Here is a 25,581-nt window from a genome sequence, read left to right as displayed (position 1 = left end):
GCTGTTACCGACATGCATAAAAAGTGAAGGCGGGTTCACAAAAAAAAGAAAAGAATTACCATATTCTCCCCTTGCTAACAGAAGCCATGTGCATTTATGATTTATTTGCTAATGTTTATGAGGCTTTGTGACATATTCATGATTTGGTCTGGATGTTGCTGTTGATTAATGTTTAATGGGGTGGGGAATCTTGGTTGCAATTCTCATTTAAGCAAGATCCCTTTCAAACCGTAAAGAGTACTGACAGAAGGTTGGGCATATCGGCGGCGGTGCCGGTTTGTCCAGTATTGATGCCGATTATTATGTAATAGATTATTGTATTTTGTCGATCGCCGTTTTAGAATGCCTGATTATGTTTGTAACCGTTGATTGTTTTGACTGGTTGCAGATATTTAAAACGTGGAGCGGGTAACAACTTGCGAATCGTATACGTGGCGATCCTTGTCGCATTGTCGGCTAATGTCGCCTGGACGCAAACGCTTGCATCGGGTGCCGTCGTCTGCAAAACGAAGGACGGCATCAAATCCTACAAGTCGGCTCTTGATTCCGGCGACGAAAAGAAACAGAACGATCTTATCGAATCCGGCATATGTTACAGGGTTGAAGAAAAACCGTCCATCGCGGTCACCAACGCCTGCGGGAACGAGACGCGGAAGATCCTGCTGAACGGCGAGCCGGTATGGTGCTTATCACGGCATATCAAGTGAAGGTCGCCCCACGGGACAGGAGCTCAGGCACTTGAAACAGAAATACTGCGGTCCGATGTGACCTGCCTGGTACATCTTCCAGAAGAAATCGTCCCTGAACATCGTCTTTCGCTCATCTTCCGAAGCCTCTGCGTGACGGCCCCAGAAACCGATCGCGCCGGATAATCCGTAGGGCTGGGAATTCCTGATGCATTTCATCACGTCCGTCCGGCCCGCAACGTCGAGCGCCCGGCCGGGGCAATTCTCCACGCAGATGCCGCAATCGGTGCAGGGCGTCGAATCCAACCGCCTGTCGGATGGAAGATCCAGGTCGGTGAGGACCGCGGAAAATATGACCCTGGTTCCGAAAACCGGATGAACGACGAGGTTGTGGCGGCCGATCGCCCCCAGACCTGCTACCACCGCGGCATGGCGCAGCGACACCTGTCCTGCCGTGCCCTTCGTTTCCCGCGTCATCGCCATCGGATACGACACCGGCACCGTCATGCAGCGGGCGCCGTACTCCCTTTCGAGAAACCTGGCCAGACGGTAGTTGCACCCGCGCGAGAATTCCATAAGGTCGTATCGCCCGTTCTGTGCGATGTACGGGTCCGGGCTTGCGCAGCTCTCGAGCTCGCGGTAAGCGAGCAGGACAAGGGACCGGATCCCCGGGAAGATCGTCTCGAGCCGGGGGGACCTCGGGCTGTCGTAATCGGCGGCGGCGGCGAACCCGGCATCGTCGGCTCCGAGCCCCAGTATGTAGGAACGGATATCCTGTTTCACCAAGATCGCCCCCCTCCGGCGGTCATGCCGCCTCACCGTAGTTGTTCATAATATACCGACCGGTCTGTTTATATCAGGGGGGCAGACACCATGTCAATAAATTTCGGGTGAGAGCAGGAAATAAGCGGCGGCGGATTCGATCTTCGATAATTGCGGAAAAAGCGGAACAGGGAATGGGTTCTTTCCCGGGGAATATAATGGTAGAGTGTTCGCCAAAGGGGAGAACTAGCATGGCGAAGGACGACCTGGCGAAGGTGGAAGGGACCGTCACGGACACGAGGGGCGGGGGAGTCTACATAGTCACCATGGAAAACGGCGTGACGCTGTCCGCCAAGCTTTCCGGCAAGATGAAGCGATTCAAGATCCGGGTCCTGGTCGGGGACAAGGTCACCGTGGGCGTCTCCCCGTACGATCCGACGCACGGCCTCATCATTCACCGCCAGAATGTTTAGCCGGAACTTCCCGCCAGGTATTATCCACGGTTGCGGATACTGGCGGGTTTGCGCGTTACCGGTGCGCGGAGACCGTCGCGGCGGCTTCTCCGGATGGGCGTTCGGTCCAGCGCGGATACCGTAGCAGCAGCAGCAAGCCCGGCGCGGCCGAGAGCGCGCTGATCAGGAAGTACCTCTCCCATCCGTAAGTCTTGACGAGATAACCGGTCGGCGCGCCGACAAAGACCCTCGTGAGCGCCATAAGGCTTGTCAGAAGCGCATACTGCGTTGCGGTAAAACGCCGGTCGCACAGGCTCATCAGGAAAGCGGCGTACGCTGCCGTCCCCATCCCGCTGCAGAGGTTTTCCAGCCCGATCGCGGTGACCATCATGGGGTAATGATGCCCCAGGCGCGCAAGCGCGAGGAACGACAGGGTGGAAACGGACTGAAGGATTCCGAAGATCCATAGTGAAGCTTTCATTCCGGCCCGGGCAACGACGGCCCCTCCCGCCAGCGTTCCCGCGATCGTGGCCGCCATGCCGAACCCTTTGGTCACGGCGCCGATGTCCGTCATCGAGAATCCCATTTCCAGGATGAAGGGGGTCATAAGAGCCGTCGCCATCACGACGTCGAGTTTGTATAGAACGATGAACAGCAGTATCTCCAAAGCTCCCGGCCTGGAAAGGAACTCGGCGAACGGTTCAGTCACCGCCTCCCTCATGCTTCTCGGCGGCTGCTCCGGAAGGCGGGGCTCGGGGGCAAGAAGAGAGGCTGCGACACCCACTCCGAGGGATCCCGCCATCAGGAGGTAGACGGTTTTCCACGGCAGATGGTCCGCCAGGATCAGGGCGATCGCTCCCGAGGTCAGCATGGCGATGCGGTATCCCAGGATGTGGACGCTTGCGCCCGGGCCAAGTTCGCGCGGTTCGAGGACTTCGGTGCGGTATGCGTCGACGACGATGTCCTGACTTGCGCTCGCGAACGCCACAAGAAGAGCGAGGACCGCGAAAATAGTAGTGGCTCCCTTCGGGTCGGAGAAAGCCATCGCGGCGATGACGAGGGCAAGGGCGAACTGGGTTACGAGAATCCAGCCGCGCCGCCTTCCGAGGAACGGCGGGATGAACCGGTCCATAAGGGGCGCCCAAAGGATCTTTACCGTATAGGGAAGTCCCACCAGCGAGAAGACGCCGATGAGGGCAAGGTCGATCTTTTCCTTCGACATCCACGCCTGGAGCGTCGTTCCCGTGAGAGCCAGGGGTATGCCCGACGAAAACCCGAGCAGCAGGATCCAGAAAAGGCGGGGGCTGCGGAAAACCGCGAGAAACGACTTCATCCGGAGAGCTTTTCGTCGAGGCGCCTGAAATACTCCTCCCGGCACAGGCCTTCAAGCGCGACCATATCCCGGAAGGGTTCGGCGAAACCGGTTTCACCCACCGTGAAGACCCCGTGGCCGTAGACCACCGCTTTCCGCGGCGATGAGATTACGGGAGGAACGCGTTTGGCCAGTCCGCCCGCCCCTATCTCGCCTGCGACAACCGGCGCGCCGGCCAGGGACCTGACCCGGTCGCATTCCTTCCAGCAGTCTTTTATCGGGCAATCCTTCTCTTCGCACAGCATGCTCATCGCGACGGTGAACTTCGGGTGCCCGTGCAGGATGGCGCTTGCGCCGCTCGCCTCGTATATCCTGCGGTGGGCAAGCAGCTCGCTGGAGGCGGTGATCCCCGTGGTGGAGGAGTTATCCATCGGGACCGGATCGATGCGCCCCGGCAGCTCGTCGAGGCTTGCGGCAGTCTGGGAAATGTAAACTATGTTCCCCGAGCGGTAGGAAATATTGCCGAAGAACGAGTCCACGAGCCCACGCTCGACGGTGTGCCGCCCGACCGCCGCGATCTCCTCCAGGATCTCCCCGGTGTCCGCCAGCGGCCCGCTGCGGAATGGTATCCCCTCCGCGGAAATCGGCTGCAGCCATTCTTCGCGGAACGCCCGGAAAGCGTCCCTTTCTCCCGGCAGGAGGAACCCTTCGGCAAGCGCATCCAGCAGGTATTTGACGAAGACGGCGTGGAAGACCGATGAATAGTTGATGTAGGCGTGTTCCACCGTCACTGTCCCGTTGGCGACGATTCCGATCCCCTCGACGATCACTCCCTTGCGATTGCCGAGCAACAAGGCGATTTTCTCCGCCGCGGCGTCACCGAGTTCCTCGCGGCGCAGGAAAGGGATGTCGTGGAGGAACGTTCGGGTTTCCGTGTCGCGCGGTACGATGCGGGATTCCGTGCGAGGAGCGCGGCGAACCAGGAAGTCCGCGAAGGGAAGCGACGGGCGGGCCGCAACGATTCCGAGGCACGACAGGGAGGAAAGGACATCCCCGCAAAGCCGGGCAAGTTCCGGGTTCCCGTCCGCAAGCAGCGTGTCGTCCTGCGCCGCGAAGGCTATCTTTCCGGGGAACGCGGACCGGTCGGCGAGCAGCCTTGCCTCATATTTCTCGATCTGGTCCCTCACGGCAGTTTCCCCAGGAAATCCGGATCGGAAAACGCGCCTTCCGGCGTGAGACCACGGATGCGGTAATACTTCAGCAGTTCTTCCTCGAACCGTTTTTCGTCGATCGGGGGGATTTCGATCCCCTCCCCGCCCGAGCCGGGCTCCCGGAAGAAGCGGGCGGGAAGCCGGTCGTCCCGCGCATCGAACCCGTTGGCGCAATTGTAGAACCGCTCGGTCATGTATATCCGCTCTCCGATTTCCTTCAGCATCTGAGGGCCGTACTCTTCGCCGGTAACCGCCGAGAGAAGTTCGGCATATTCCTCGAGCGTCGCCCCGAAAAAGGAAAACTTGCAGGCGACCAGTGAATCGACCGCGGCGTTCGTATCCTCCGCGATCTTGATGATGCGCGCTTTTCCGGAGAAGGAAAAGCGGTCCGTCGCCACGGGCTTTCGCAGGATTTCGTGGGAGATCGGGTAGGCGCGCAAGTGGCACCCCCCGCGGTTGCTGGTGCAGTAGGCGAGCGCCATTCCGTAAGCCCCCCGCGGATCGTAGGCGGGAAGCTCAAGCGACTTGACGCTCATGGAAAGCTCCGGATGTCCCATCGCCTCGGCCACGCGGCGCGATGCCTGCGCCAGCAGGTCGCCTTCGCCTCTCCGGTATCCCATGTCGGCGAGTAACCCTTCCACCTCTTCCGCGGCGGGGAACCTGCCTCTTCCTTCTCCCCACGCCGCAAGGGTGGCGGCCGCGGAGATTGTGTCCATTCCAAGTTCGTTGCAAAGCGCGTTCGAGCGCACGATCGCGTGCAGGTCGTCGATTCCGTTCAGGGCTCCGAAATGGGAGACGGTCTCGTATTCCGGGAGGTGCATTCCCTCCTGCGTGCTTTTCTTGCACTGGATGGGGCAGCCGAAGCAGCCGTCCTTTTTCGGCCGATACGCTTTCCGGATCGCCGGGCCGGAATAATTCCCCGATCCCTCGAAGACGGTCCTGCGAAAATTTTCGGTGGGAGCCATCCTGCGCTGCCGCATCAGGTCCACCAGCGCCGGCGTGCCGAATTCCGCGATGCCCAGTTCGCCGAAGATGACGGGAGAGGCCCTGAAGAGGCGCATCACGTCCTGACGCGCGCGTCCGAAGCGGGTTTTGTCCGCGACTGCTACCGGCAGGTCTCCGTCCACGACGACGGCTTTCAGGTTTTTCCCGCCCATGACCGCGCCCAGCCCGCCGCGCCCGATCGCATTGCCCTCGCCCATCATGATGCAGGCGAAGAGAACCCGGTTCTCGCCCGCGGGGCCGATCGCCGCGACGCTTCCGCCGCCTTCCAGCGCCCGTACCGTTTCGCCTATGGGTTTCCCCCACAAGGCGCCCGCGGCGGACAATTCCGCGCCTGCGGGCGTGATCGACAGGATCGCGGGGACGGGGCTTTTTCCCACGATCCGCACGGCGTCGTAACCGGACGCCTTCAAACGATATGCGAACCGGCCGCCGGCGGAGCAATCGTAGACGGTCCCCGTGAGCGGCGAGCGCGAAACGGCTGCAAGGCGCGCGGACGTCGGGGCAGCCGTGCCGCAGAGCGGGCCCACGGCGAACACCAGCGGCATGCCGGGATGGAAAGGGTCCAGGTGATACGTTTCACGAAGCAGGCGGACGCCGAGCCCCCTGCCTCCAAGGTAGCCGAGAAGTAAATCGCGCGGAATATCCTCGGTGCGCGCCGTGCCGCGGGCAAGATCGATGTGCAGGAGTTTCCCGCGCCAGCCGATGGTGGGGGAGCCGTTCATCGATATTACACTATAGCAGAATGCGGGTCTGCCTCCGGTGGCATGGCGGGGAGAAACGTGTGATAATTGCGATACTATGGAATTCGATCCGCAGATATTCTTGGCGGAGTACGCGGACGCCTATAACGCCCGGGACCCGGAGGCGTTGCGCACGTTCTTCGCGCTCGACGACCACAGGTTCGCCGTATTCGAGGACTATTCCGGAAAGCTGTTCGACGGGGGCGATTACCGGGCTATCCTTGAGTCCGTATTCGACGCCACGGCGGAGATGTCGTTCGACCTCCTTCGCTGCGACCGGTTCGGCGATTTCGCGGTGATCCACGCGATGCAGAGGATCGAGGAGCAGGACGAGGAGGAAGGGATCTCCGAGGCCCGGATCCGCGCCACTCTGTGGGTTTCCATCTCCGACGGATCGCCGCGGATCGTAACCGCGCATTATTCCCTGCTGCCGGAATCCGGGACCGGCGGCTGCTTTTCCGATTGCTGCCAGGAATAATCGGACCGCAAACGTTTCCTTGTGATGAAAACGGTCACGGGCGCGCGCCCTTAGCTCAACGGATAGAGCTTCTGACTTCGGATCAGAAGGTTGGGGGTTCGAGTCCCTCAGGGCGCGCCATTCTTTCGTTGCCGTGCCGTGGCCGGACTCGAACCCAAGGCGCCGCCGACCGATCAGGGAGGAAGAGCTGCCATGGATGGCAGCGTAAGGCGCCGCGGCCGCCGGCGGAGCGAGGGCAAGGATGCCCGAGCGCGAGCCGGTCGAGTCCCTCAGGGCGCGCCATTCTTTCGTTGCCGTGCCGTGGCCGGACTCGAACTCCAAGGCGCCGCCAATAGTTTCATTGATGTCTTTGCCGCGGTTTTCGAAATTCAGGGGGGCGTCAGGGACCGTCGAGAATGTCCCTCACTTTACGGACCAGCTCGATGGTTTTATAAGGCTTGCCGATGAACCCGCGGGCGCCGGCGTCCACGATCCCGGCTGCCTGGTGATCCGTCGAATAGCCGCTGGCTACCAGAACCTTTGTGTCAGGTTTCCGCTTGAGTATTTCCGCGAGGCACTTGCGGCCCCCCATGCCCGGCATGCCCAGGTCGAGAAGTACCAGATCCGGGCTCCACCCGTCGGCGAGGAACATCTCCAGCGCGTTTTCACCGCTCCTGGCGCAACGGACCGTGTAACCGCGTCCCTCGAGGACGATTTTCGCGACGTCCCTTACCATGTACTCATCGTCGACGATGAGGATCGATTCCGTTCCGCCCGAAGGATCTACCTCCATTCCCCGGGAGATCTCCAAGGCGGTAATCAAATCAGTCGACCGGAAAGGCGGAAGGAAGATTTCGAAACTCGTGCCCGAACCCGGGGAGCTATTGCAACGGATCCAGCCTCCGTGACCCCGTACGATGCCGTAGACGGTGGAGAGGCCGAGCCCCGTTCCCGATCCGATCTCCTTCGTCGTGAAAAAGGGGTCGAAAATGCGATTCACGGTTTCCGGGCTCATCCCGACGCCTGTGTCGCTGACGCGCAGCAATACGTAATCCCCCGGGGGCATATCCGCGGTTTCCGGCACTGCACCGGCCGTCACCTCCGTGATTTCCGTTTCGAATAACAGGCATCCGCCTTCCGGCATCGCGTCCCTGGCGTTCGCCCCGAGGTTCATCACTACCTGTTCGATCTGAGTCGGATCGCCTTCGATCGGGACAAGGTTCGGATACAGGCGGGTTTCGATGCCGATCATCTTCGGGATGACGCGCTCCAGAAGGCTCACGGTGTGGGAAATTTCCCGGTTCAGATCGAGAGGCCTCTTTTCCGGAGGCTCCATCCTGCTGAATGTCAGGAGGCGCTTCACCAGCTCGGACGCCCGGTCGGACGCCATCCCGATTTTCCGGATCAAGTGGCGGCTGTCGTTTCCTTCGGGAATTTCGAGAAGGGCCAGCGAGGTGAACCCGGTGATCGCCTGGAGTAGATTGTTGAAGTCGTGCGCGATCCCCCCGGCGAGGGTTCCGACGGCCTCCATCTTCTGTGCGTGGAGAAGCTGCGCCCTGGATTCGCGCAGGGCGGCTTCCGCGGCCCTGCGCTCGGAAATTTCCTCGAGAAGACTCTTCCGGGACATGCTGAAATCGCCGCTCAACATCCGGAGATCGTCGACGGCCCGCGTCAGTTCGAAGTAAAGTCTCTTCTCGTTGTCCGCCTGGCGATGGATCGTCTCGAGAAGATCGAGGCACACGGGCAGGATCAGGTGGATATATTCCCGCAATGCTTCGGGCACGCCCATGTGGAAGAGGGAGCCCTCACGCCGTTCCCACAGGAAATCGCCGGAGCACGTCACTAAGATGCCGTTCGGACGTGTCGTCAATTCCCGGAGGCGAAGTTCGGCTTCGCCGACGGATCCGGTGAAAAGGGCGAACGTCTTCGACCGTACGTCGCGCCGGGACAGGTCCGGTTTGTGCACGAATCCCCGTGGGGGGTTTTCGGCAAGAGATAGAAGCGGGTGTTTCACTTCACTCTCCGAGGAGGCAGACCACGAACGTGACGTTGTGGAAAAACGTTTGCGTGTACGCACCTCCCGGCTTCCGGAACGGGCTGATTTCCCCGAACGAGGGAAAACCGGCCATCGGGATCTTGCCCCCGAAGGCCGAAAGGACAAGGTCGACTTCTTCCTTTCCCGAATCGCTCAGCAGCCACTTTCGCCCCGCGCAGCTTACGACCAGCGCGGCGGCGGGAGTGAACCCCCGCGCCTCCACGCCTTCCGCGGCCCGCAGGACCCCGTCGAGAACATCCGGGCGGGTCGCCGTGCAGACCCGGACGGCGGTACCGGCCTCGATGCTGCCGAACGTGGCGATGGCGCCGGATTCCCGATCGAGATGCGATGGCGTTCTCAAGAAAAAATATTCGTCGTCGGCCTGCCTGTAAGCGGCCAGCGGGACGATTCCGAGGTCGGCTTCGCCCAGCGGTTTTCCGAGCTGCTCCTTCATGAAAGCCTGGGCGGTCATCCCGTTTATGCGGCGGATCGTGCCGCTCTCGCCGTCTTCTATGTTTCCCGGCGCGCCGATCGGCGTCCAGCCGCTCGCCGCGTTCACGGCGAACGGGATTTCCCCGGATGCAGCCAGTATGGCCACGGCGTTTTCGAGTTCGGCTCCGTTGAGCAGAACCCGGCTTCGCTTGAACTTGCGGTCGTCTCCCGTCAGCCCGCCGAAGAAAGGGGCTCCGATCACGCTCTCGACGCCTGCGACGATCCCGCTGCCGTCGGCCTTCGTGCCGTCCGCAAGGACGAATGCGAAGGTGGGCGGACTCCCTGTCCCGGCTGCCGCGGCGAGTGCGCACGACCTGGCGGCAAGGAAGGAATCCTCCTCGACCCCGACCGCCGAGGCGGCCGACCATCTGATTTTCCCCCCGCTGTGGATGCCCAGCGCGGATGCGCCGTAATTCGCGGTTTGCGAGGTCTCGTAGAATCCGTCCCCCGTTCCGCCGAAGAGGACGGCATCCTCGGAGCCGAGGCCGTCCCGCATTCCATCGAACAGCTCCGCGAAATTCCTCTCGTAGCTGATGGAGGCGAAAAAAATTACGGTCTCAGGGGATATTTCCTTGAGGGATTCACCGATTTCGAGCCCCGCCAGGTAGGCATCGGTGCTGATGCTGCTTGCCGATCGGTAGCGCATGTTCGCCTCCGATGTGGGATATCGATGGCGTTTTATACATGGTGGGATCCGTCTCTACTTTATAATATCGGATCGAAAACCGACATCTTTATCGGTTTCGCTGATATAAATATTTCGTCGGACAGGGACGGAATGATGAAACTCCGCTACCACATCGAATACGGACTCTTCAAGGCCATCTACGGACTGGTACGCCTGTTGCCGTTTTCCTTTCTGGACGTTTTTTTCCGGGTACTTGCGGACCTTTTCCATGCTCTCGGGCTCCGGAGGCACGTCGTTTCGACGAACCTGCGCGTTGCGCTCGGAGGAACGGCGACGGACCGGGAAGTGAGGACCGCGACGCGCAGCTGCTATCGGGAGCACGGGCGTTTGATCGCCGAGATCCTGGGGGAGGAGAGAATCGTCGGGAATCCGGGAGAATACGCCGGGATCGTCGGACTCGAACATCTTCGGGCGGGAGTGGAAAAGGGGAAGGGCGTCATAATATTCACCGGCCACCTCGGGAACTACGTTCTCGGCGGATACCTGATCGCGCGGGCGGGGTATCCGCTTGCATATGTCTCCAAGCCCGTTTTCAACCCCGCCATGCGGGTCGAACTGGAGAAGATCTATACCCGGTACGGCAACTCCATCATCCCTATCCGCAGCATGCAGAACGACTCCTCGGGAGGAATGAAAATCTTCCGTCACCTGAAGGGCGGGGGGATCGTTGTCGTTCTGAACGACCAGGATGCCGGCCCCGACGGGTACAGGTCGGTGTTTTTCGGGCGGGAGACCTCCATCCCCGCCGGCCCGTCGCGCTTCGCCGTCCGGACGGGAGCCGTCGCGCTCACCGCGTTCACGACCCGGGTCGACGGCAAACCCTTCGTCGAAATCCAGCCGCCGATCGATCTATCGGGCGCGAAAACACAGGAAGAAGCCGGGCGCGCAGTGCTCGACGAATATTCCCGCCGTCTCGAGGCCAAGGTGCGGGAAGCCCCCGAGCTGTACTTCTGGTTCCACAGGAAATGGAAGTCCAATCCCGAAGTGCGGGCGATGTACGACGGGGTCCGCCGGTAGCCCGCAAGCCCGCATCTCTCACCAGGGTTCGTAGCGAGGCGGTGGAGACGGGTATAGATGCAAGGCGTCGCGACCGAGCGCAACGCAGTAGACATGCCCGTCTCCGCCGCCGCAGTAGAAGCCTGGTGAGAAATGCGGGCTAGGGTTCGGCGTCGTATCACTCTGGAGGGAACGGTTTCATGGTTTGGGCGATCAGCTGTTCGTAGCTGACGCTGCGGTTCCTCCCGCCGTTCTTCGCGGCGTACATGGCAAGGTCCGCGTAGCATACCAGCTTGTCGAGGCTATAGCCCTTCCGGTATTCGGAGATGCCGATCGATGCCGTCACCGTGACGGGCATTCCCGACGGTCCCGGCGTGAATGATTTTTCGGAAAGGCGGATGCGGAACCGTTCCGCCGCGATCATCGCGCCGATGGAATCGGTGTCCGGCAGGAGGATCACGAATTCCTCGCCGCCGAACCGGAAGCCTGCATCCATAGACCGGAAAGAATCCCGGATCAGGTCCGCGAAAGCGACGAGCAGCTTGTCCCCCTCGTGGTGTCCGTATGCGTCGTTGTAACCCTTGAACCTGTCCAGGTCGAGCAGGAGTATGGAGAACGGAACACCCGTCCGGTTCGCCCGAAGAATTTCTTTTTCCGCGAGGGAGTGGAAGTGCCGCCGGTTGTAGAGTTTCGTCAGCGCGTCGGTTATCGAGAGGATCCGCAGCTCCTCTTCGAAGGCGATTCGTTCGGATATGTCCCGGAAGATGATCGTGACGATGTTTTTCGTTCGGGTCCTGTTTTCCGACAGCGATACGTGAACCGGGATCTTTTCCCCGTTTTTCTTCGTGGCCGTCAATTCCGAGTGATTCGGCCCCGATCCCGCCGCGTTCCCGGGGGTAAGGGCGCGGATGCAATCCCAGCGTTCCATGTACTCGGCGGGCAGCACGTCGATTATGCTCTTTCCCGCAAGTTCTCCCGTCCCGTATCCCAGCATGTCCTCGGCGGCGCGGTTTGCCTTCGTGATTGTCCGGTCTTCCCCGACAGTAAGTATCGCGTCCTTTGCGGATTCGAAAATTCCACGGTAGCTTTCTTCGGATTCAAGCAGAAGTTCCCGGAGCGCCTTCTTCACCGATATGTCGTGGAAGAACCCGATCGTCCCGATCTCGTTGCCGTTGTCGTACAGAAGGTTGGCGGCAAGCCGGATGGGAATTCTCCTTCCGTCCTTGTGGATCACCTCGGTTTCGAAGTCGTGGAGTTGCCCCCTGCCTCCGTAATGCTCCGAATAGACTGCACGCTTGACCTCCGCCGCAATCCCCGGAGGATACACTTGCGAAACGTGAATTTTGCCGATGACCTCGTCGCGGGAGTACCCGAATATGCTTTCCGCCCCCGCGTTGAACAGGAAGATATTCCCTTTTTTATCGTTCCCGATGATGCCGTCCGGGCTGGTGAACAGGATCATTTCGAAGAGCTCCGATTTTCTCTGGAGTTCTTCGTGCAGATGCATCTGCTCTGTGATGTCTGAAGAGACGACGATCACATAAGCCACTGCTCCGTCCGGATCACGGCCGGGGTAGGCATTCAGCCGGACATATTCCGTCATCCCGTCCTGGTTTTCATGCGCATGGACGACCGACGCTGGTTTGCCGGTTTCGAACGCGATTTTCGCGGGACATTCCTCCCCGGCCATATGACAAGGTTCCGTCTTGTTATGCGTCGTTCCGTAGCAGCTTTTCCCCGATGCCGATTCGAGGGTTTCACCGAAAACATTCAAGTAGGAACGATTCGCATAAAGAATCTTCCAATCGCGCGGATCCACGACCTTGATCTGCTCGACGATGTTATCGAGGATGGAAGAGAAGAAATCGGGCATCGCTTCGAATTTATTCGTCATTGTACGATGATAATACCTCAAGTCGATTCCCGCCACAGGATTTCGATGTCCGTTCCCGGCGATAATCGGGTTATCGTAACGGAAGGCGGGAACCTTACATCCTACAAGCAGCGGGGGAAGCCGGGATGATCTTCGTTCGGGGCCGTTTCATGATTTTGTCGGCATATTTCATGCTTGCGATGGCGGGATGCGCCGGCACGCACGCGACGTACAGGGGTGGGATCGACGTGCCGTACCCTCCGAAGGAACCGCCCAGGGCTGATGATATCCGCCATCTTCCCACCGGGCTGGCGCTTTCCTTCGACGGCGCGATGGACATGATCTCGGCGGCGCGGCTGATCTGCATAGGCGAGACGCACGACAACATGAACGCCCATCGCGTGGAGCTGGCGATCATCCGGGAGCTCGACAGGCGCTTCCCCGGCAAGGTCGCCGTCGGAATGGAGATGTTCCGCGAGCCGGACCAGGATGCGCTGGACCGGTGGACGAAAGGGGAGATGACGGAGATAGAGTTCCTGAAGGCGACGAAATGGTACGAGAACTGGGGCTCCGATTTCGGATACTACCGGGAGATCCTGCAATTCGCCCGTGAGCGCCGGATCGACGTCATCGCGTTGAATCCATCGAGGGAGTTGCAGCAGGAGGTGCGCAAGGCGGGGCTGGACAACATTCCCGAAACCCTGAAGGCGAAGCTGCCGGTGGTCGGCGAGCCCGACCCCTACCAGCGCGCGGCCATGAAGGGGGTATATGGAGGGCACCTCGCCACCGAGGGGAAATTCGACGCGTTCTTCCGGGTCCAGCTCTTGTGGGAGGAGACGATGGCGGTGCGGGTCGTCGACTACCTGCGCAGCCGTCGGGGGGAAGGGAAGAAGATGGTGACCCTTACCGGCGGATGGCACGTCAGGTACGGGTTCGGCATCCCGAAGAAGGTTCTCCGAAGGATGCCGTTGTCGTACACGATCGTCATGCCGGAGGAAATCAGCATCCCCGAAGACAAGAAGGACCGCCTGATGAAGGTCGAGCTCCCGGAAATACCTCTATTGCCGGCCGATTTCCATTGGATGGTCGCTTACGAAGACCTGGAAGGGAAGAGCATGGCTCTGGGCGTCGTCCTTTCCGCGAAGGATAACGATGTCCTCGTGGAAGGCGTGAGGGAAGGGTCTCCTGCCGCGAAGGCCGGCATCCTTAAAGGGGACCGTCTCGTCTACATCGATGGGGAGCCGGTTTCCGACATGTCGGACGTTTACCTTCGAGTTCGCGCGAAGAAGGAGGGCGACCGGGCGGCGGTGGCCGTCCTGCGCGGCGGGATCAGGATGCAGCTCGACGTGCTGTTCTTTCCTCTGCCGGGGAAGAAGCCGCACGAATAGGAGGCGGTTTTCGCCTCAGGGAAGGGGGCGCCGCGCCTCGACCGATGACGCGAAATCCTCCAATCGGCGCCGGTGGACGACGATGCTACTCCCTTGCCTTCCCACAAGCTTCATACGCCGGAACCGGTTCAGTTGTGTCGTGACCGTCTCACGCGTCGTCCCGATCAGGTTCGCGATGTCCTCATGCGTCAGGCGCAGGGATATGACGGTGCCCTGAGCCGTTTCCTGGCCGTGCTCGTCGGCCAGCTGCAGCAGAATCTGCGCAAGCCGGTGGTAGGACCAGGTGTGGCCGAAATCCCCGAATTCCTTTTCCACTTTCGCAAGACGCCTCGACAGGATCCGGAGGAAGTTCCTGGAAATTGCGGGAATGGTGGTCAACAGCTCCACCAGGCCGCGTTTGGGAAGGGCGGTGGCAATGACTTCCGTTCCCGCGATGGCGGTAAGCGCCCGCCGCTCCTCCGAAAGCAGAAGCTCCCCGAATACGGCGTCTGGCTTGAGTATGTGCAGAATCGTCTCTGCCCCCTTGCCCGACAGGAAAACCATGCGCACCCTTCCTTCTTTCAATATATAGAGGGAATCCGCGGGATCACCCTTGGAGAAGATCGTAGCGCCCTTGCGGTATCTCCGTTCGACGCAGAGGTGCGCGACCTTCTGCGCCTCTGCGTCGGAGATCCCCTCGAACAGTTCGTCGGCGGAGGTGTAGGAGAGGGGCATACCCCTACTCTACAACCGGCTCACCCACCGAATCAACGAGGCGGGATCCCGGGCGCATTTCCCATGTTCTTCGTCATCGCGTCTCGACTTCCCTGACTGCGATTTCAGGTTGCAGGGCCCCGTCAAAAAGATCCGTGAAAGCTTTTACAGTCAGAGAGGTGCGGCCGCAAAGTGGCGCGGAGTAAAAGGTTTCACACCGAATGTGAAAGGTTTCACAGAGCGATCCGGGACGCGGTTCTACGATTAAATCGTGTCGATGAACGTGGGGGAGGGCATTCATTTTCAACCCGATCGGCGAAAGATTTGTAGCGACAAGGAGGCGCATGCGATGGAAGCGGGGTTCGCAGGAGAAAAAATGATGAACCGGTGGTGGCGCGTCGGCGGGGCCCTGTTGATGAACCTGCCCCTGGGCGCTCTGTACGCATGGAGCATCTTCGTGCTGCCGCTGGAAAATGAGTTCGGCTGGAGCCGGACTCAGACTTCATGGGTGTTTACCATCGCGGTGTTCGTTTTCGGCTTGAGTTTCATCGCGGCGGGACGGATACAGGACAAGAAGGGACCTTTCTGGGTTTCCGTTACCGGCTCGGTCCTGTTCAGCCTCGGATGGATACTTGCTACGTACACCAGAAACCTTACGTACCTTTACCTGACCATGGGGGCCGTCCTCGGCATCGGCAGCGGGTTCGGATATGCGACGCCGATCCCGGTGCTTTCCAAATGGTTCCCCGACCGGCGGGGTCTTGCGGTCGGCCTGGCGGTCGCCGGATACGGCGGCGGATCGTTCATAGTCTCCCTTATAGGTAAGCCGATGCTCACGGCTTTCGGCTGGCGGGACACCTTCCTGTACCTCGGGATCGGATACTTCATCGCTACCATGATCGGGGCCTTCATCCTCCGGAATCCGCCTGCGGGCTGGAAGCCGGCGGGTTGGGAGCCGGCGGCGGCGACGGCGAAAGTGACCGCCACCAGGCATGAATTCACTCCTGGCGAAGTGGTGAGAACTCCAACGTTTTATTTCATGTGGATCGCTTATGCGCTGGCCACAGGCGCCGGTCTCATGCTCATCAGCCAGTTGGTCCCGTTCGGAAGGCAGCAGTTGGGTATCGTCGAAACTGCCGCCAACCTTGCCATCGCCGTGGGCGCCGTAGGGAACGCGTCCGGGCGGATATTCTCCGGATGGCTGTCCGATGCGTTCGGACGGCTGCAGACGCTGCGCCTCATGGTGGGCGTGTCCATCCTCGCCTTCGTGGTCCTTCCGCACATCGGAGGGGTCGCGGCCCTGTACGCGATGGTCTTCATCGTTTATTACTGCTACGGGACGCAGCTTTCCGTGTACGCGTCCACGACGGGCGACTTCTTCGGCACGAAGAACCTCGGTGTTAACTATGGCCTCGTGTTCACGGCGTGGGGCGTAGCGGGCGTCATCGGCCCGATCATCGCGGGCCGCCTGTTCGATATTTTCGGGAACTACACCAACGCGTTCTATGTAGGCTCCGCGATCTGCGTCGTGGCGCTCGGGAGCCTGCTGCTCGCGAAGCGGCCGGTTGCGCCGATCATTGCGGGCGCGGAAGAGCCGGGAAGGATTTCCCGGGCGGCATAAAGCAAGGGGTCCCGCAGCTCACGGCCTTCCCCCCGGCTGCGGCAAAAAAAGGGGACGCGGGATGTTTCCCGCGCCCCTGTTGTTTTATATGGTTTGCGGGACCGTTAAGCGGCCCGCGGATACTTGACGGTCTCCTCGCGCGCCGTCGGTTCACTGACGTCGGTGAACGGCGATTCCGCCCAGTAAACCTTTCTTCCCTCCGCTTCCTCGTCGCTCATGTGGCCCAGGAGGATGCCGCATGCGCCGACCACGATAAGCGCAAGGCCGGACAGGACGGCGAACGGAGAGAGTATCGACTCGATTTCAAGCAGGATTCCTTCCATCTCTCTCACCTCCTTCTCCCCTTCTGATTTCACTCTATGCCTGCGGCGCGCCGCCATCCGTATAACCTTTCACACTGGAAATTTTCCCGCGATATACTTGTCCCATGCCGTTCCTGGTCCGAATGGGCGCCAACGCCATAGCCATCCTTCTGATCGCATACCTGCTTCCGTCTGTCATGTCGGCGGACGGCGCGCTTGCTGCGCTCGCCGCGGCGTTCGTGCTGGGCCTGGTCAACGCGGTCGTCCGCCCGATCTTTGTGCTTCTCACGTTACCTGTCACGGTTGTGACCCTTGGTCTGTTCCTCCTCGTGGTAAACGGGCTGCTACTCTTGCTTGTCTCCTCCATCGTCCCCGGATTCCACGTCAGCGGGTTCCCGGGCGCGGTGGCGGGCTCGCTTCTCATCAGCGTCATATCCTGGATACTTACGAGAGCGGTCCCATGAGCGTCACCGTGACGTTCCTGGGCGGCGTGCGGGAGGTGACCGGCTCCTGCATCCTCGTCGAGACCGCGGGGAAACGTTTTCTTGTGGATTGCGGGATGTTCCAGGGCGGATCGGAGAGCGAGAGGAAGAACGCAAGGCCGTTTCCGGTCCCGCCTTCTTCGGTCGATTTCATCCTCCAGACGCATGCCCACCTGGACCATTCCGGGCTCCTGCCGAAGATCGTCCGGGACGGATTCCGGGGACCGATCTACGCCACCCCGGCCACCGCCGACCTGCTGGGGGTGATGCTTCCCGACTCGGGGCATATCCAGGAGCGGGAGACGGAGTGGCGAAGGAAAAAGGCGCAGCGATCCGGAAGATGGAACGGCGAGCCGCTCTATACGGAAAAGGACGCGCTGGCCGTGCTGCCCCGTTTGAAGCGGACGCAATACGGGGCCGAAGCCGAGCCTGCTCCGGGAATACGTGCACGCTTCCTCGATGCGGGCCATATCCTCGGGTCGGCGATCGTGACGGTGGCCGTCCGCGACGGCGCCCGGGAGCGGAATCTCGTCTTCACGGGGGACCTCGGCCACCGAGGCCTTCCGATCGTGCGGGATCCGGCGCCGGTGGAGAACGCCGATCTGCTCGTCATGGAATCCACCTACGGAAACCGGGTGCACAAGCACATGGAAGACTCGATCGAGGAGTTCGTTCATGCGTTGACGGACACGCTTCAAAGGAAGGGCGGCAACGTCATCATTCCCGCGTTCGCTGTCGGCCGCGCGCAGGACATCCTGTACCTGCTTGCGGACATTGCCCGCAAGGGGCGATTGAGAGGGCTTACCCTTTACATCGATTCGCCGCTGGCGGCGCAGGCCACGCAGATCACCCTGCGGCACCCCGAGTGCTTCGACGAGGAGACGTTGAGCGTGATGAAATGGAGGGAGGAGCATCCCGAAGCCCTGCGCGTGGTCTACACGACGAGCACCGAGGAGTCGATGGCGCTGAATTCCCTCCGGGGGGGCGCGATCATCATGGCTGGAAGCGGCATGTGCGAGGCCGGCCGGATCAAGCACCACCTGAAACATAACCTGTGGCGCAAGGAGTGCAGCATAGTGATCGTCGGGTTCCAGGCGGAAGGAACGCTCGGCCGCAGGATCGTCGACGGGGCGAAGTGGGTCCGCGTTTTCGGGGAGGACATCGCGGTGGCCGCCGACGTCTACACGATAGGCGGCCTGTCGGCCCATGCCGACCGGGACGACCTGCTTGCCTGGGCCGGGAATTTCCGAACCCCTCCCGCCAGGGTATGCGTGGCGCACGGCGAGGAATCGGTCTCCATCGGATTCGCGCAGACTCTGCGTGACCGCTTCGGATGGAGTGCCGTCGTTCCCGACCCCGGGCAACCGATGGAGATCTGAACGCCGCCGGGCCCTGGAACCTTTGGGTATCCCTTTCATCTACTATTGGAGATCTCAGGAAGGGAGAACCGGGATGAAAGCGGCGAAAAAGATGAAGATTGTCCATGGGGTTGCATCGATCCCCAAGGGATTTCACACGGTTACTACATGCCTGATGTTCCGGGGCGCGGACCGGGCCATCGAATTCTACAAGAAGGCGTTCGGCGCCGAACTTCTGGACCGGTTGACCGGCCCCGACGGCAATAGCGTCGTCCATGCCCAGATCCGGATCGGCGATTCGTTCCTGTTCCTCGGGGACGAGATTCCCGGAATGGGGTCGGGCGCACCCGAGAAATACGGAGGCTCCCCCGTTTCGGTCCACCTTTACGTCGAGGACGTGGACGCCGTATTCGACCGCGCCGTGGTGGCTGGGGCGCAGGTGCGGATGCCCGTTGCGGACATGTTCTGGGGCGACCGGTACGGCAAGGTCGCGGACCCGTTCGGGTACGAATGGGGCCTGGCTACCCGCAAGCAGGACCTGACGCAGGAGGAAATCCGCCGCGGGGCGGAGGAATTCTTCAGGAAACAGGCGGAAGGCGGGAAACAATGACCGGCCCGCCCGCATCATGAGTTTTGGGAGAGGACCCGCCCGCCTTTCTTATTCATGGGTCCATCCCGAGGCGGTGGAGACGGGTGGCTCGAAAAGCGTTCCTGACGATTACGATTGCAGCCGTCTGCGCGCTGATCTTTCCGGCGCAAGCCTCGTACGGGCATGAAAGGGAAACGCCGGACGATGTCCTGAAGCGCATCGGAGTGGACGAGAAGCCCGGAGGACAAGTGCCTCCCGGGCTTCTTTTCACCGACTCCGCGGGGAATCGCGTCCGGTTGGGGGATTTCTTCGGGGGAGGGCCGGTACTGCTGACCCTCAACTATTACACATGCCCCATGCTTTGCCCCCTGATCCTGCGGAACCTCCTCGCGGCCGCGGACCGGATGGGGGGGATCTCCATTTCACGCGATTACCGGATCGTCACGGTCAGCATCGATCCGGATGATAGGCCCGAATCGGCCCGGGACCGGGCTGGCGAGATGCACGCGATGATGAAAGGGGTGAAGGAACCCGCTTCGCGATGGCCCTTCCTGTTCGGGGAACGCGAGGAAATCGACAGGCTGGCGCAGGCCGTCGGCTTCCGGTATGCGAAAGTCGGGAAAGAATTCGCCCATCCCAACGTCGTCGTCGTCCTTACTTCCGATGGGAGGATCTCCCGCTACCTGTACGGGATCGAGCAGGAGCCGCGTGACCTGAAACTTGCGCTCATCGAAGCGGCGGGAGGCCGGATAGGCGATTCTTCGGCGTTTAACCGCGCACTCCTGTTCTGTTTCCATTACGACCCGGTGCAGAGGAAATACGCCCTTTACGCCCGGAACATCATGAAGGCGGGCGGCGTGTTGACCCTTGTCTTTCTCGGAGGGATATATTTCGCCATAATGAAGCGGCGTAAGCCTGAGCAGCTATCATGAAGTCTGGATAGGGGGCCAGGGGTCCAGGGGGTGAAATGACGAACGCATTCGCCGGGGGCGCCGCGGCCTCGCCGTCGGCCTGGCAGATCGACGCCGTCTTTCTTTTCATCGCCTGTGTATCGCTCTTCTTCTTCCTCCTGGTCGAGGGATTGCTGATCTATTTCGCGATCCGGTATCGCAGGAGGAAGGCGTCGGAGGATGCCGCCCTGTCGGACGTAAGGAGCAACACCCTCCTCGAAATCGTTTGGGTACTGGTCCCGTCGCTCGCGGTTCTCGCTTTTTTCACCTACGGATACGTGGTCTTCCGGGACGTTACCGCTCCGCAGCCGGGGGCTTCCGACGTCAACGTAACGGCGGGGCAGTTCCTTTACGAGTTCAAGTACGCGGACGGCCGCACTGCGGTGAACGAGCTGCGCGTGCCCATCGGCCCGCCGGTGAAGCTGATAATGACATCAAGGGACGTCATCCACGGGTTCTTCATCCCCGAATACCGGATCAAGCAGGACATTCTGCCGGGGCAGTACACGTATCTCTATTTCCAGCCGGACCGGGAAGGGACGTTCGACATCTTCTGCACCCAGTATTGCGGCGTCGGCCATTCCAACATGCGCGCAAAGCTGATCGTGATGTCCCCGGATGCCTACTCCACCTGGAAGGCGGAGGCGGAAGGCGCGAAAGCCGCGTTGCCGCTTTTCGAGAAGGGAAAGGAGCTCCTGGAAAGGTTCGGCTGCCTTGGGTGCCATTCGGTCGACGGCAGCGTCAAGGTGGGCCCAACCTTCAAAGGGCTGTTCGGCAGGATGGTGCTCCTTGAGGCGGGTGGAGAAGCGAAAGCCGACGAGGAATACATAAGAGAGTCCATCGTGGATCCCGGGGCGAAAGTCGTGAAAGGATTCCCGAACGCGATGCCGACGTTCAAGGGGTCGGTCTCGGACGACGACATGGCGGCTATCGTCGCTTTTCTCAAAACGCAGAAATAGCGGAGCATACACCGGAAAAGGCGCAACCTCGACTCCCCCGACATCATCGCAATGGTGAACGCGGTATTGTGTCGGGGGTGTTGAGGAATGACGGAAGCCACAGCGAACGGAATGGCGCTGCCGGAAAACGGCCGTTCCCGCGGGTACCTCGCGGCAAGGGGCTTCCGGTCCTGGGCCTTGACGCTGGACCATAAACGGATCGGGGCGCTTTATCTCTATACGACGCTCTTCTTCTTCCTGCTGGGCGGGATCTTCGGTCTCCTGATCCGGATCAAGCTTATGTACCCAGGGCAGGCAATCTTCAGCAACCAGACGTATAACGTCCTGTTCACCCTCCACGGCTCCATGATGATTTTCCTCTTTATTATCCCGGGTATCCCTTCGGGGCTGGGGAATTTTTTCATCCCCCTGCTGATTGGGGCGCGGGACGTCGCATTCCCCAGGCTGAACCTTGCGAGCTACTGGATCTTCGTCGCGGGGATCCTGGTCATCCTGGGTTCGCTCATAAGGCCGATGGACACCGGCTGGACCTTCTATACCCCGTATTCGGCGAAGACCGGGGCGAACATCGCCTTGCTTTCCTTCGGCATATTCCTTGTGGGGATGTCATCCATCCTGACGGGGCTGAATTTCATCGTCACCGTCCACAAGTTGAGGGCGCCGGGAATGACCTGGCACCGGATGCCCCTGTTCATATGGGGTATGTACGCCACCAGCATCATCCAGGTCCTGGCCACTCCGGTAGTGGGAATCACATTCCTGCTCCTCGCGATGGAACGGGTTTTCGGGATCGGGTTTTTCGATCCCGCGAAGGGGGGGGACCCGCTGCTCTTCCAGCACTTCTTCTGGTTCTACTCGCATCCCGTGGTGTATGTGATGATACTGCCCGCCATGGGGGTCATCTCGGAGGTGATACCCGTCTTCTCGCGTAAGCCCATCTTCGGATACAAGGCGATCGCCTACTCCTCACTGGCCATCGCATTCATCGGGTTCCTTGTCTGGGGCCACCACATGTTCGTCAGCGGGATGTCGAAGACGGCCAGCATCATCTTTTCCTTCCTGACGTTCTTCGTGGCGGTCCCGACGTCGGTCAAGGTCTTCAACTGGATCGCAACGATGTACAAGGGATCGATCACCTTCGAGTCGCCGATGCTGTACGCCCTCACCTTCATCTCCCTGTTCATCATCGGGGGGCTTACCGGGATGTTCCTCGGGGCGTTGGCGACGGACGTCCACGTCCACGACACCTATTTCATCGTCGCCCACTTCCATTACACGATGATGGGGGGGACGGTGATGGGACTCCTGGCCGGACTGCACTACTGGTGGCCCAAGATGACAGGCAGGATGCTCAGCGAAAAGACGGCGCGATGGGGATGGCTGCTGACCTTCATCGGCTTCAACCTCACCTTTCTCGTCCAGTTCTACCTCGGGTTCAAGGGAATGCCGCGGCGGTGGGCGGAGTACCCGCCCCAGTACCAGACGCTGAACATCGTGTCCACGGTGGGATCGTGGATTCTCGCCGGGGGGATCCTCGTCATGTTTTCGAATTTCATCCGTGGGCTTTTCCGGGGCGATCCGGCCCCCGCCAACCCCTGGAAGGGGCTGACCCTGGAGTGGCAGACCTCTTCGCCGCCGCCGGAGGAGAATTTCGGGACAGTGCCGGTCGTCACCGACTGGCCGTACGGGTACGTAAAGAGGAAACCGGCGGGCGATGGCTGACCATATGGCCCATTCGGCGGCGGAAAGCGCCGGGCATCCGTCCGTGCACGCAAGCCCCGCAGTTGCGTACGAGGCCGCCAAGCTGGGTATCTGGGCGTTTCTCGCAACCGAGGTGCTCCTGTTCGGCGGCCTGTTCACGACGTACATCGTGTTCCGCCTCAAGTTCCCTGAGATGTTCCACAGGGATTATCTGCATCTCGATCGCGTTCTCGGGGCCGCCAACACGGTCGTGCTCATCGCCAGCAGCCTGACGGTGGCTCTGGCCATAGCATCGATACGCAAGGGCGAGCAAAGGCTCCTGAAACTTTTCCTGTCCCTGACCATCTTTCTGGCGGGCGTCTTCCTTGTGATCAAGTACTTCGAATGGACGGAGAAGTTCGCCCACGGGCTGTTCCCCGGGACGGACATCTTCTTCTCGCTCTATTTCATGATGACGGGGCTGCACGGGTTGCACGTCGCGGGAGGGATTGCGGTCCTCGGGGCGATGCTCTTCCTGGCGGGCCGGGGCAGGTTCTCGGAGAGCTACAATACTCCGGTCGAGATTTCGGGGCTATACTGGCATTTCGTGGACCTCGTCTGGATCTACCTGTTTCCGCTGTTTTACCTTATCGGATAGGGGAGCGATGATGAAGGGGCGCGGCGGGGGATATGCAGTCTACCTGGCGGTCTTCGCGGCTCTGCTGGTCCTGACCGGCGCGACCGTCGCGGTTTCCTATGTCGACCTCGGATTCTGGAATGTAGCAACGGCTCTGCTCATCGCCTCGGTGAAAGCGTCGCTGGTCGCGCTTTTCTTCATGCACCTGAAGCACGAGGGCGTGCTGGTGTGGACGTTCGCGCTGGTGCCTGTCCTCTTTCTCCTTCTTATAGTCGCAGGGACGCTTTCGGACACGTTGTTCCGTTAGCGCGGATGCCGTACGAACGGAGGGCAAGATGCGCGGCAGAATGACGGTCGGCCTGTTGTTCCTGCTCCTGGTCTGGGGGAATCTCGTGGCGGGCCTGAAGGCGGGACTCGCCTGCCCGGACTGGCCCCTGTGCCACGGAAAGGTCCTGCCGCCCCTTCGGCTGGACATCTACATGGAATTCCTCCACCGCGTGATCGCCGCCGTAGCGGGCATCTCGCTCATCGCCCTTTGCGTTCGGCGTTTCAGGGACTATCGAGGTTCGGCGAAGGCCGTTCCCATCCTGGCGGCAGGGTTCCTGGCGGTGGAGGTCGTTCTCGGCGGCGCGGTGGTTCTCTTCGGCATACCGGTGCAGCTCACGACGGTGCATTTCATGCTCGGTCTCGCCGTATTCCTGCTTGCGGTCTACATGGCATCCTTCGACGGCGTCCGGTATCCTCCCGCCTTCTCCCTGTCCGGGCGGTCGGCGCTGTTTTTCGGAATCGGCATCCTGGTTTTCCTGCTGGCGGGCCTTGGAGCCTACGTGAGGCACGCGGACGCCGGGCTTGCCTGTGCGGAATGGCCGCTCTGCGCGGACGGGCTCTTTCCGAAGGTTCTGACGGGCCACGTATTGATCCACTTTTCCCACCGCGTTCTGGCGGCCCTCGTGTTTCTCACCGTCATCGCCCTGTACGCAGCGGTGGTCCTCGACCGGCGGCTCGACGAGAGCAGGGGCCTTGCGCGGGCCCTCCTGCTGCTGGCCGCGGGACAGGTCGCCGTCGGTGGACTGGTGGTCCTGACGAAGCTTTACTACCTGTCCACAGCCTTGCACATGGCGATAGCCCTGGGGATGCTGGTCGTTCTTTTCCACATGTGGGCCAGGGAGGTCAAGAGGGAGGAATTGCTGCCGTGGAACCGGTAACGGTCCATGCAAGACCGGTAGCCGGAAGGGAGTCCCGCTCCGATGGCGTTGCGGCATCCGCGCTGCTTATATCGAAACCGGGTATCGCGGGCGGCGTTACGCTTGCGGGGTTTTCGGGCATGGTGCTGGCGGGGCGGAGCCTTCCGCCGGCCGGTTTCGGATTTATCTGCCTTTCCTGCATTCTCATGGCGGCATCCGGATCGGCAATCCTGAACGGAATCCTGGACCGGGAGATGGATTCGCGGATGAGCCGCGTCGCGGCAAGAAAGGCGGCGCTGGAAAATGTAGGCAGCCGCGGAGCGCTTTTCCTGTCTTTGGGCCTGATCGCGGCATCCCTGGCGATTTCCGTTCTATTCCTGAACCCGACGGCGACGCTGCTTCTCCTTGGGGCGGTCTCGGGCTACGCCCTTTTGTATACCCTGTATCTGAAGCGGCGCTCTCCCTACGGAACGGTGCCCGGCGGAATCCCCGGGGCGCTTCCCGTCCTCATCGGCTACGCGTCGATCGAGCCGCGCATCGGCGCGGACGGCTTCCTGCTTTTCTTCCTGATGCTGCTATGGCAACCCCCCCACTTCTGGACGCTGGCGCTGAAGTGCCAGGACGATTACCGGGCGGCGGGCGTCCCCGTCCTCCCCGTGGCCATGGGGGAGCCATATACGAAGATTCTTGTTTTTCTCTATGCGACCGCACTGCTGCCACTTTCCCTCGGTTTGTGGTGGCTTGGGTTCTGCTCGCCGCATTTTGCCGCTGCCGCGCTGTTCCTCGGCGCGTGGTTCCTTGTATCCTGCTACCGTAATATCGTCGCGAGCCGCCGGTTCGGCAAGGCGTTCGCCGCGTCCATCATCTACATCCTCGGCCTCCTCCTCTCGGTCATCGTCGACGTCGCCGCAGGCTAGCCCTGCGGGCTCGGCACGCCTCGCGGGGCACACCGCCTCGGCAGCCCGTCAAGAATCCGGTCTTCGCCGTCCCTCCCGATGGCAGCAACGCTTTTGTTGGGTTATTATCATC

Annotated in this window: 25 protein-coding genes and 1 tRNA gene; 17 read left to right on the top strand and 9 right to left on the bottom strand. The window is 61.0% G+C overall.

What is annotated here, in order from left to right; all coding sequences use genetic code 11:
• The first annotated feature begins 416 nt into the window (after positions 1-416).
• The gene (locus tag HY896_07820; GenBank protein ID MBI5576258.1) at positions 417-707 is read left to right on the top strand and encodes a hypothetical protein; all 291 of its coding nucleotides are present in this window, start codon (positions 417-419) and stop codon (positions 705-707) included.
• Here HY896_07820 and HY896_07815 read toward each other — a convergent pair.
• Entirely contained in the window at positions 690-1,469 is a 780-nt protein-coding gene (locus HY896_07815; protein MBI5576257.1) for an epoxyqueuosine reductase, read from the bottom strand. The two genes, HY896_07820 and HY896_07815, sit on opposite strands and share 18 nt — an antisense overlap.
• Before the next feature lie 230 nt (positions 1,470-1,699).
• Between HY896_07815 and infA the strand changes: the two genes are divergently transcribed.
• A complete protein-coding gene (infA, locus tag HY896_07810) occupies positions 1,700-1,921 on the top strand; it encodes a translation initiation factor IF-1 (protein MBI5576256.1) in 222 nt (73 codons plus the stop codon).
• A gap of 55 nt (positions 1,922-1,976) precedes the next feature.
• Here the strand turns inward: infA and HY896_07805 are convergent, their stop codons facing one another.
• The 3 genes from HY896_07805 to HY896_07795 are packed head-to-tail and all read right to left on the bottom strand — an operon-like array spanning position 1,977 to position 6,150.
• On the bottom strand, positions 1,977-3,233 hold the full coding sequence (locus HY896_07805; GenBank protein ID MBI5576255.1) for an AmpG family muropeptide MFS transporter: 1,257 nt from the start codon (positions 3,231-3,233) through the stop codon (positions 1,977-1,979).
• Positions 3,230-4,399 (bottom strand): class II aldolase/adducin family protein, encoded by a 1,170-nt coding sequence (locus HY896_07800; GenBank protein MBI5576254.1) that lies wholly within the window; start codon positions 4,397-4,399, stop codon positions 3,230-3,232. Before HY896_07800 ends, HY896_07805 begins: the two co-directional genes overlap by 4 nt.
• Positions 4,396-6,150, bottom strand: coding sequence for an aldehyde ferredoxin oxidoreductase family protein (locus tag HY896_07795; GenBank protein MBI5576253.1), 1,755 nt, complete (start codon positions 6,148-6,150; stop codon positions 4,396-4,398). The genes HY896_07800 and HY896_07795 overlap by 4 nt, the downstream gene beginning before the upstream one ends.
• A 100-nt stretch (positions 6,151-6,250) precedes the next feature.
• Here HY896_07795 and HY896_07790 point away from each other — a divergent pair, with 100 nt between their 5' ends.
• Positions 6,251-6,646 carry a nuclear transport factor 2 family protein gene (locus HY896_07790; GenBank protein ID MBI5576252.1) on the top strand — a complete coding sequence of 132 codons (396 nt, stop codon included), beginning with the start codon at positions 6,251-6,253 and terminating at the stop codon, positions 6,644-6,646.
• Positions 6,647-6,690: 44 nt separating this feature from the next.
• A tRNA-Arg gene (locus HY896_07785) sits at positions 6,691-6,766 on the top strand.
• Positions 6,767-7,025: 259 nt separating this feature from the next.
• On the opposite strand, the gene HY896_07780 is transcribed toward HY896_07785, so the two are convergent.
• Positions 7,026-8,639 (bottom strand): response regulator, encoded by a 1,614-nt coding sequence (locus HY896_07780; protein MBI5576251.1) that lies wholly within the window; start codon positions 8,637-8,639, stop codon positions 7,026-7,028.
• A gap of 1 nt (position 8,640) precedes the next feature.
• On the bottom strand, positions 8,641-9,798 hold the full coding sequence (locus HY896_07775; GenBank protein MBI5576250.1) for an FIST C-terminal domain-containing protein: 1,158 nt from the start codon (positions 9,796-9,798) through the stop codon (positions 8,641-8,643).
• Between the two features lie 132 nt (positions 9,799-9,930).
• Here HY896_07775 and HY896_07770 point away from each other — a divergent pair, with 132 nt between their 5' ends.
• Positions 9,931-10,857, top strand: a complete 927-nt coding sequence (locus HY896_07770) for a lysophospholipid acyltransferase family protein (GenBank protein MBI5576249.1) — start codon at positions 9,931-9,933, stop codon at positions 10,855-10,857.
• Positions 10,858-11,014: 157 nt separating this feature from the next.
• Here the strand turns inward: HY896_07770 and HY896_07765 are convergent, their stop codons facing one another.
• The gene (locus tag HY896_07765; GenBank protein MBI5576248.1) at positions 11,015-12,730 is read right to left on the bottom strand and encodes a PAS domain S-box protein; all 1,716 of its coding nucleotides are present in this window, start codon (positions 12,728-12,730) and stop codon (positions 11,015-11,017) included.
• Between the two features lie 125 nt (positions 12,731-12,855).
• Between HY896_07765 and HY896_07760 the strand changes: the two genes are divergently transcribed.
• Positions 12,856-14,097 carry a ChaN family lipoprotein gene (locus HY896_07760; GenBank protein MBI5576247.1) on the top strand — a complete coding sequence of 414 codons (1,242 nt, stop codon included), beginning with the start codon at positions 12,856-12,858 and terminating at the stop codon, positions 14,095-14,097.
• A 15-nt stretch (positions 14,098-14,112) separates the two neighbouring features.
• On the opposite strand, the gene HY896_07755 is transcribed toward HY896_07760, so the two are convergent.
• A complete protein-coding gene (locus tag HY896_07755) occupies positions 14,113-14,811 on the bottom strand; it encodes a Crp/Fnr family transcriptional regulator (protein ID MBI5576246.1) in 699 nt (232 codons plus the stop codon).
• 328 nt (positions 14,812-15,139) lie between these two features.
• On the opposite strand from HY896_07755, the gene HY896_07750 reads away from it, so the two are divergent.
• Positions 15,140-16,411 (top strand): OFA family MFS transporter, encoded by a 1,272-nt coding sequence (locus HY896_07750; GenBank protein ID MBI5576245.1) that lies wholly within the window; start codon positions 15,140-15,142, stop codon positions 16,409-16,411.
• Positions 16,412-16,515: 104 nt separating this feature from the next.
• On the opposite strand, the gene HY896_07745 is transcribed toward HY896_07750, so the two are convergent.
• Entirely contained in the window at positions 16,516-16,734 is a 219-nt protein-coding gene (locus HY896_07745) for a hypothetical protein (GenBank protein MBI5576244.1), read from the bottom strand.
• Between the two features lie 104 nt (positions 16,735-16,838).
• Here HY896_07745 and HY896_07740 point away from each other — a divergent pair, with 104 nt between their 5' ends.
• From HY896_07740 to cyoE, 10 genes are all read left to right on the top strand, one after another.
• On the top strand, positions 16,839-17,177 hold the full coding sequence (locus HY896_07740; protein ID MBI5576243.1) for a phage holin family protein: 339 nt from the start codon (positions 16,839-16,841) through the stop codon (positions 17,175-17,177).
• Positions 17,174-18,574, top strand: coding sequence for an MBL fold metallo-hydrolase (locus tag HY896_07735; protein MBI5576242.1), 1,401 nt, complete (start codon positions 17,174-17,176; stop codon positions 18,572-18,574). Before HY896_07740 ends, HY896_07735 begins: the two co-directional genes overlap by 4 nt.
• 91 nt (positions 18,575-18,665) lie before the next feature.
• A complete protein-coding gene (locus tag HY896_07730; protein MBI5576241.1) occupies positions 18,666-19,163 on the top strand; it encodes a VOC family protein in 498 nt (165 codons plus the stop codon).
• An 83-nt stretch (positions 19,164-19,246) separates the two neighbouring features.
• Positions 19,247-20,074 carry an SCO family protein gene (locus HY896_07725; protein MBI5576240.1) on the top strand — a complete coding sequence of 276 codons (828 nt, stop codon included), beginning with the start codon at positions 19,247-19,249 and terminating at the stop codon, positions 20,072-20,074.
• A gap of 35 nt (positions 20,075-20,109) precedes the next feature.
• Complete coding sequence (gene coxB / locus HY896_07720) at positions 20,110-21,051, top strand: cytochrome c oxidase subunit II (protein MBI5576239.1); 942 nt, start codon at positions 20,110-20,112, stop codon at positions 21,049-21,051.
• 111 nt (positions 21,052-21,162) lie between these two features.
• Positions 21,163-22,773 carry a cytochrome c oxidase subunit I gene (gene ctaD, locus HY896_07715; GenBank protein MBI5576238.1) on the top strand — a complete coding sequence of 537 codons (1,611 nt, stop codon included), beginning with the start codon at positions 21,163-21,165 and terminating at the stop codon, positions 22,771-22,773.
• Positions 22,774-22,777: 4 nt separating this feature from the next.
• Positions 22,778-23,389 (top strand): cytochrome c oxidase subunit 3 family protein, encoded by a 612-nt coding sequence (locus HY896_07710; GenBank protein MBI5576237.1) that lies wholly within the window; start codon positions 22,778-22,780, stop codon positions 23,387-23,389.
• A gap of 7 nt (positions 23,390-23,396) precedes the next feature.
• A complete protein-coding gene (locus HY896_07705) occupies positions 23,397-23,675 on the top strand; it encodes a cytochrome C oxidase subunit IV family protein (protein ID MBI5576236.1) in 279 nt (92 codons plus the stop codon).
• Between the two features lie 28 nt (positions 23,676-23,703).
• Entirely contained in the window at positions 23,704-24,573 is an 870-nt protein-coding gene (locus HY896_07700) for a heme A synthase (protein MBI5576235.1), read from the top strand.
• A complete protein-coding gene (gene cyoE, locus HY896_07695; protein ID MBI5576234.1) occupies positions 24,561-25,469 on the top strand; it encodes a protoheme IX farnesyltransferase in 909 nt (302 codons plus the stop codon). Before HY896_07700 ends, cyoE begins: the two co-directional genes overlap by 13 nt.
• Positions 25,470-25,581: the final 112 nt, after the last annotated feature.

It is taken from the genome of Deltaproteobacteria bacterium, from assembly GCA_016218975.1.
Taxonomy (GTDB): domain Bacteria; phylum Desulfobacterota; class Deferrimicrobia; order Deferrimicrobiales; family Deferrimicrobiaceae; genus JAENIX01.
Note: the sequence above shows the minus strand (reverse complement) of the source record. Positions and strands in the feature narration are given on the sequence as shown.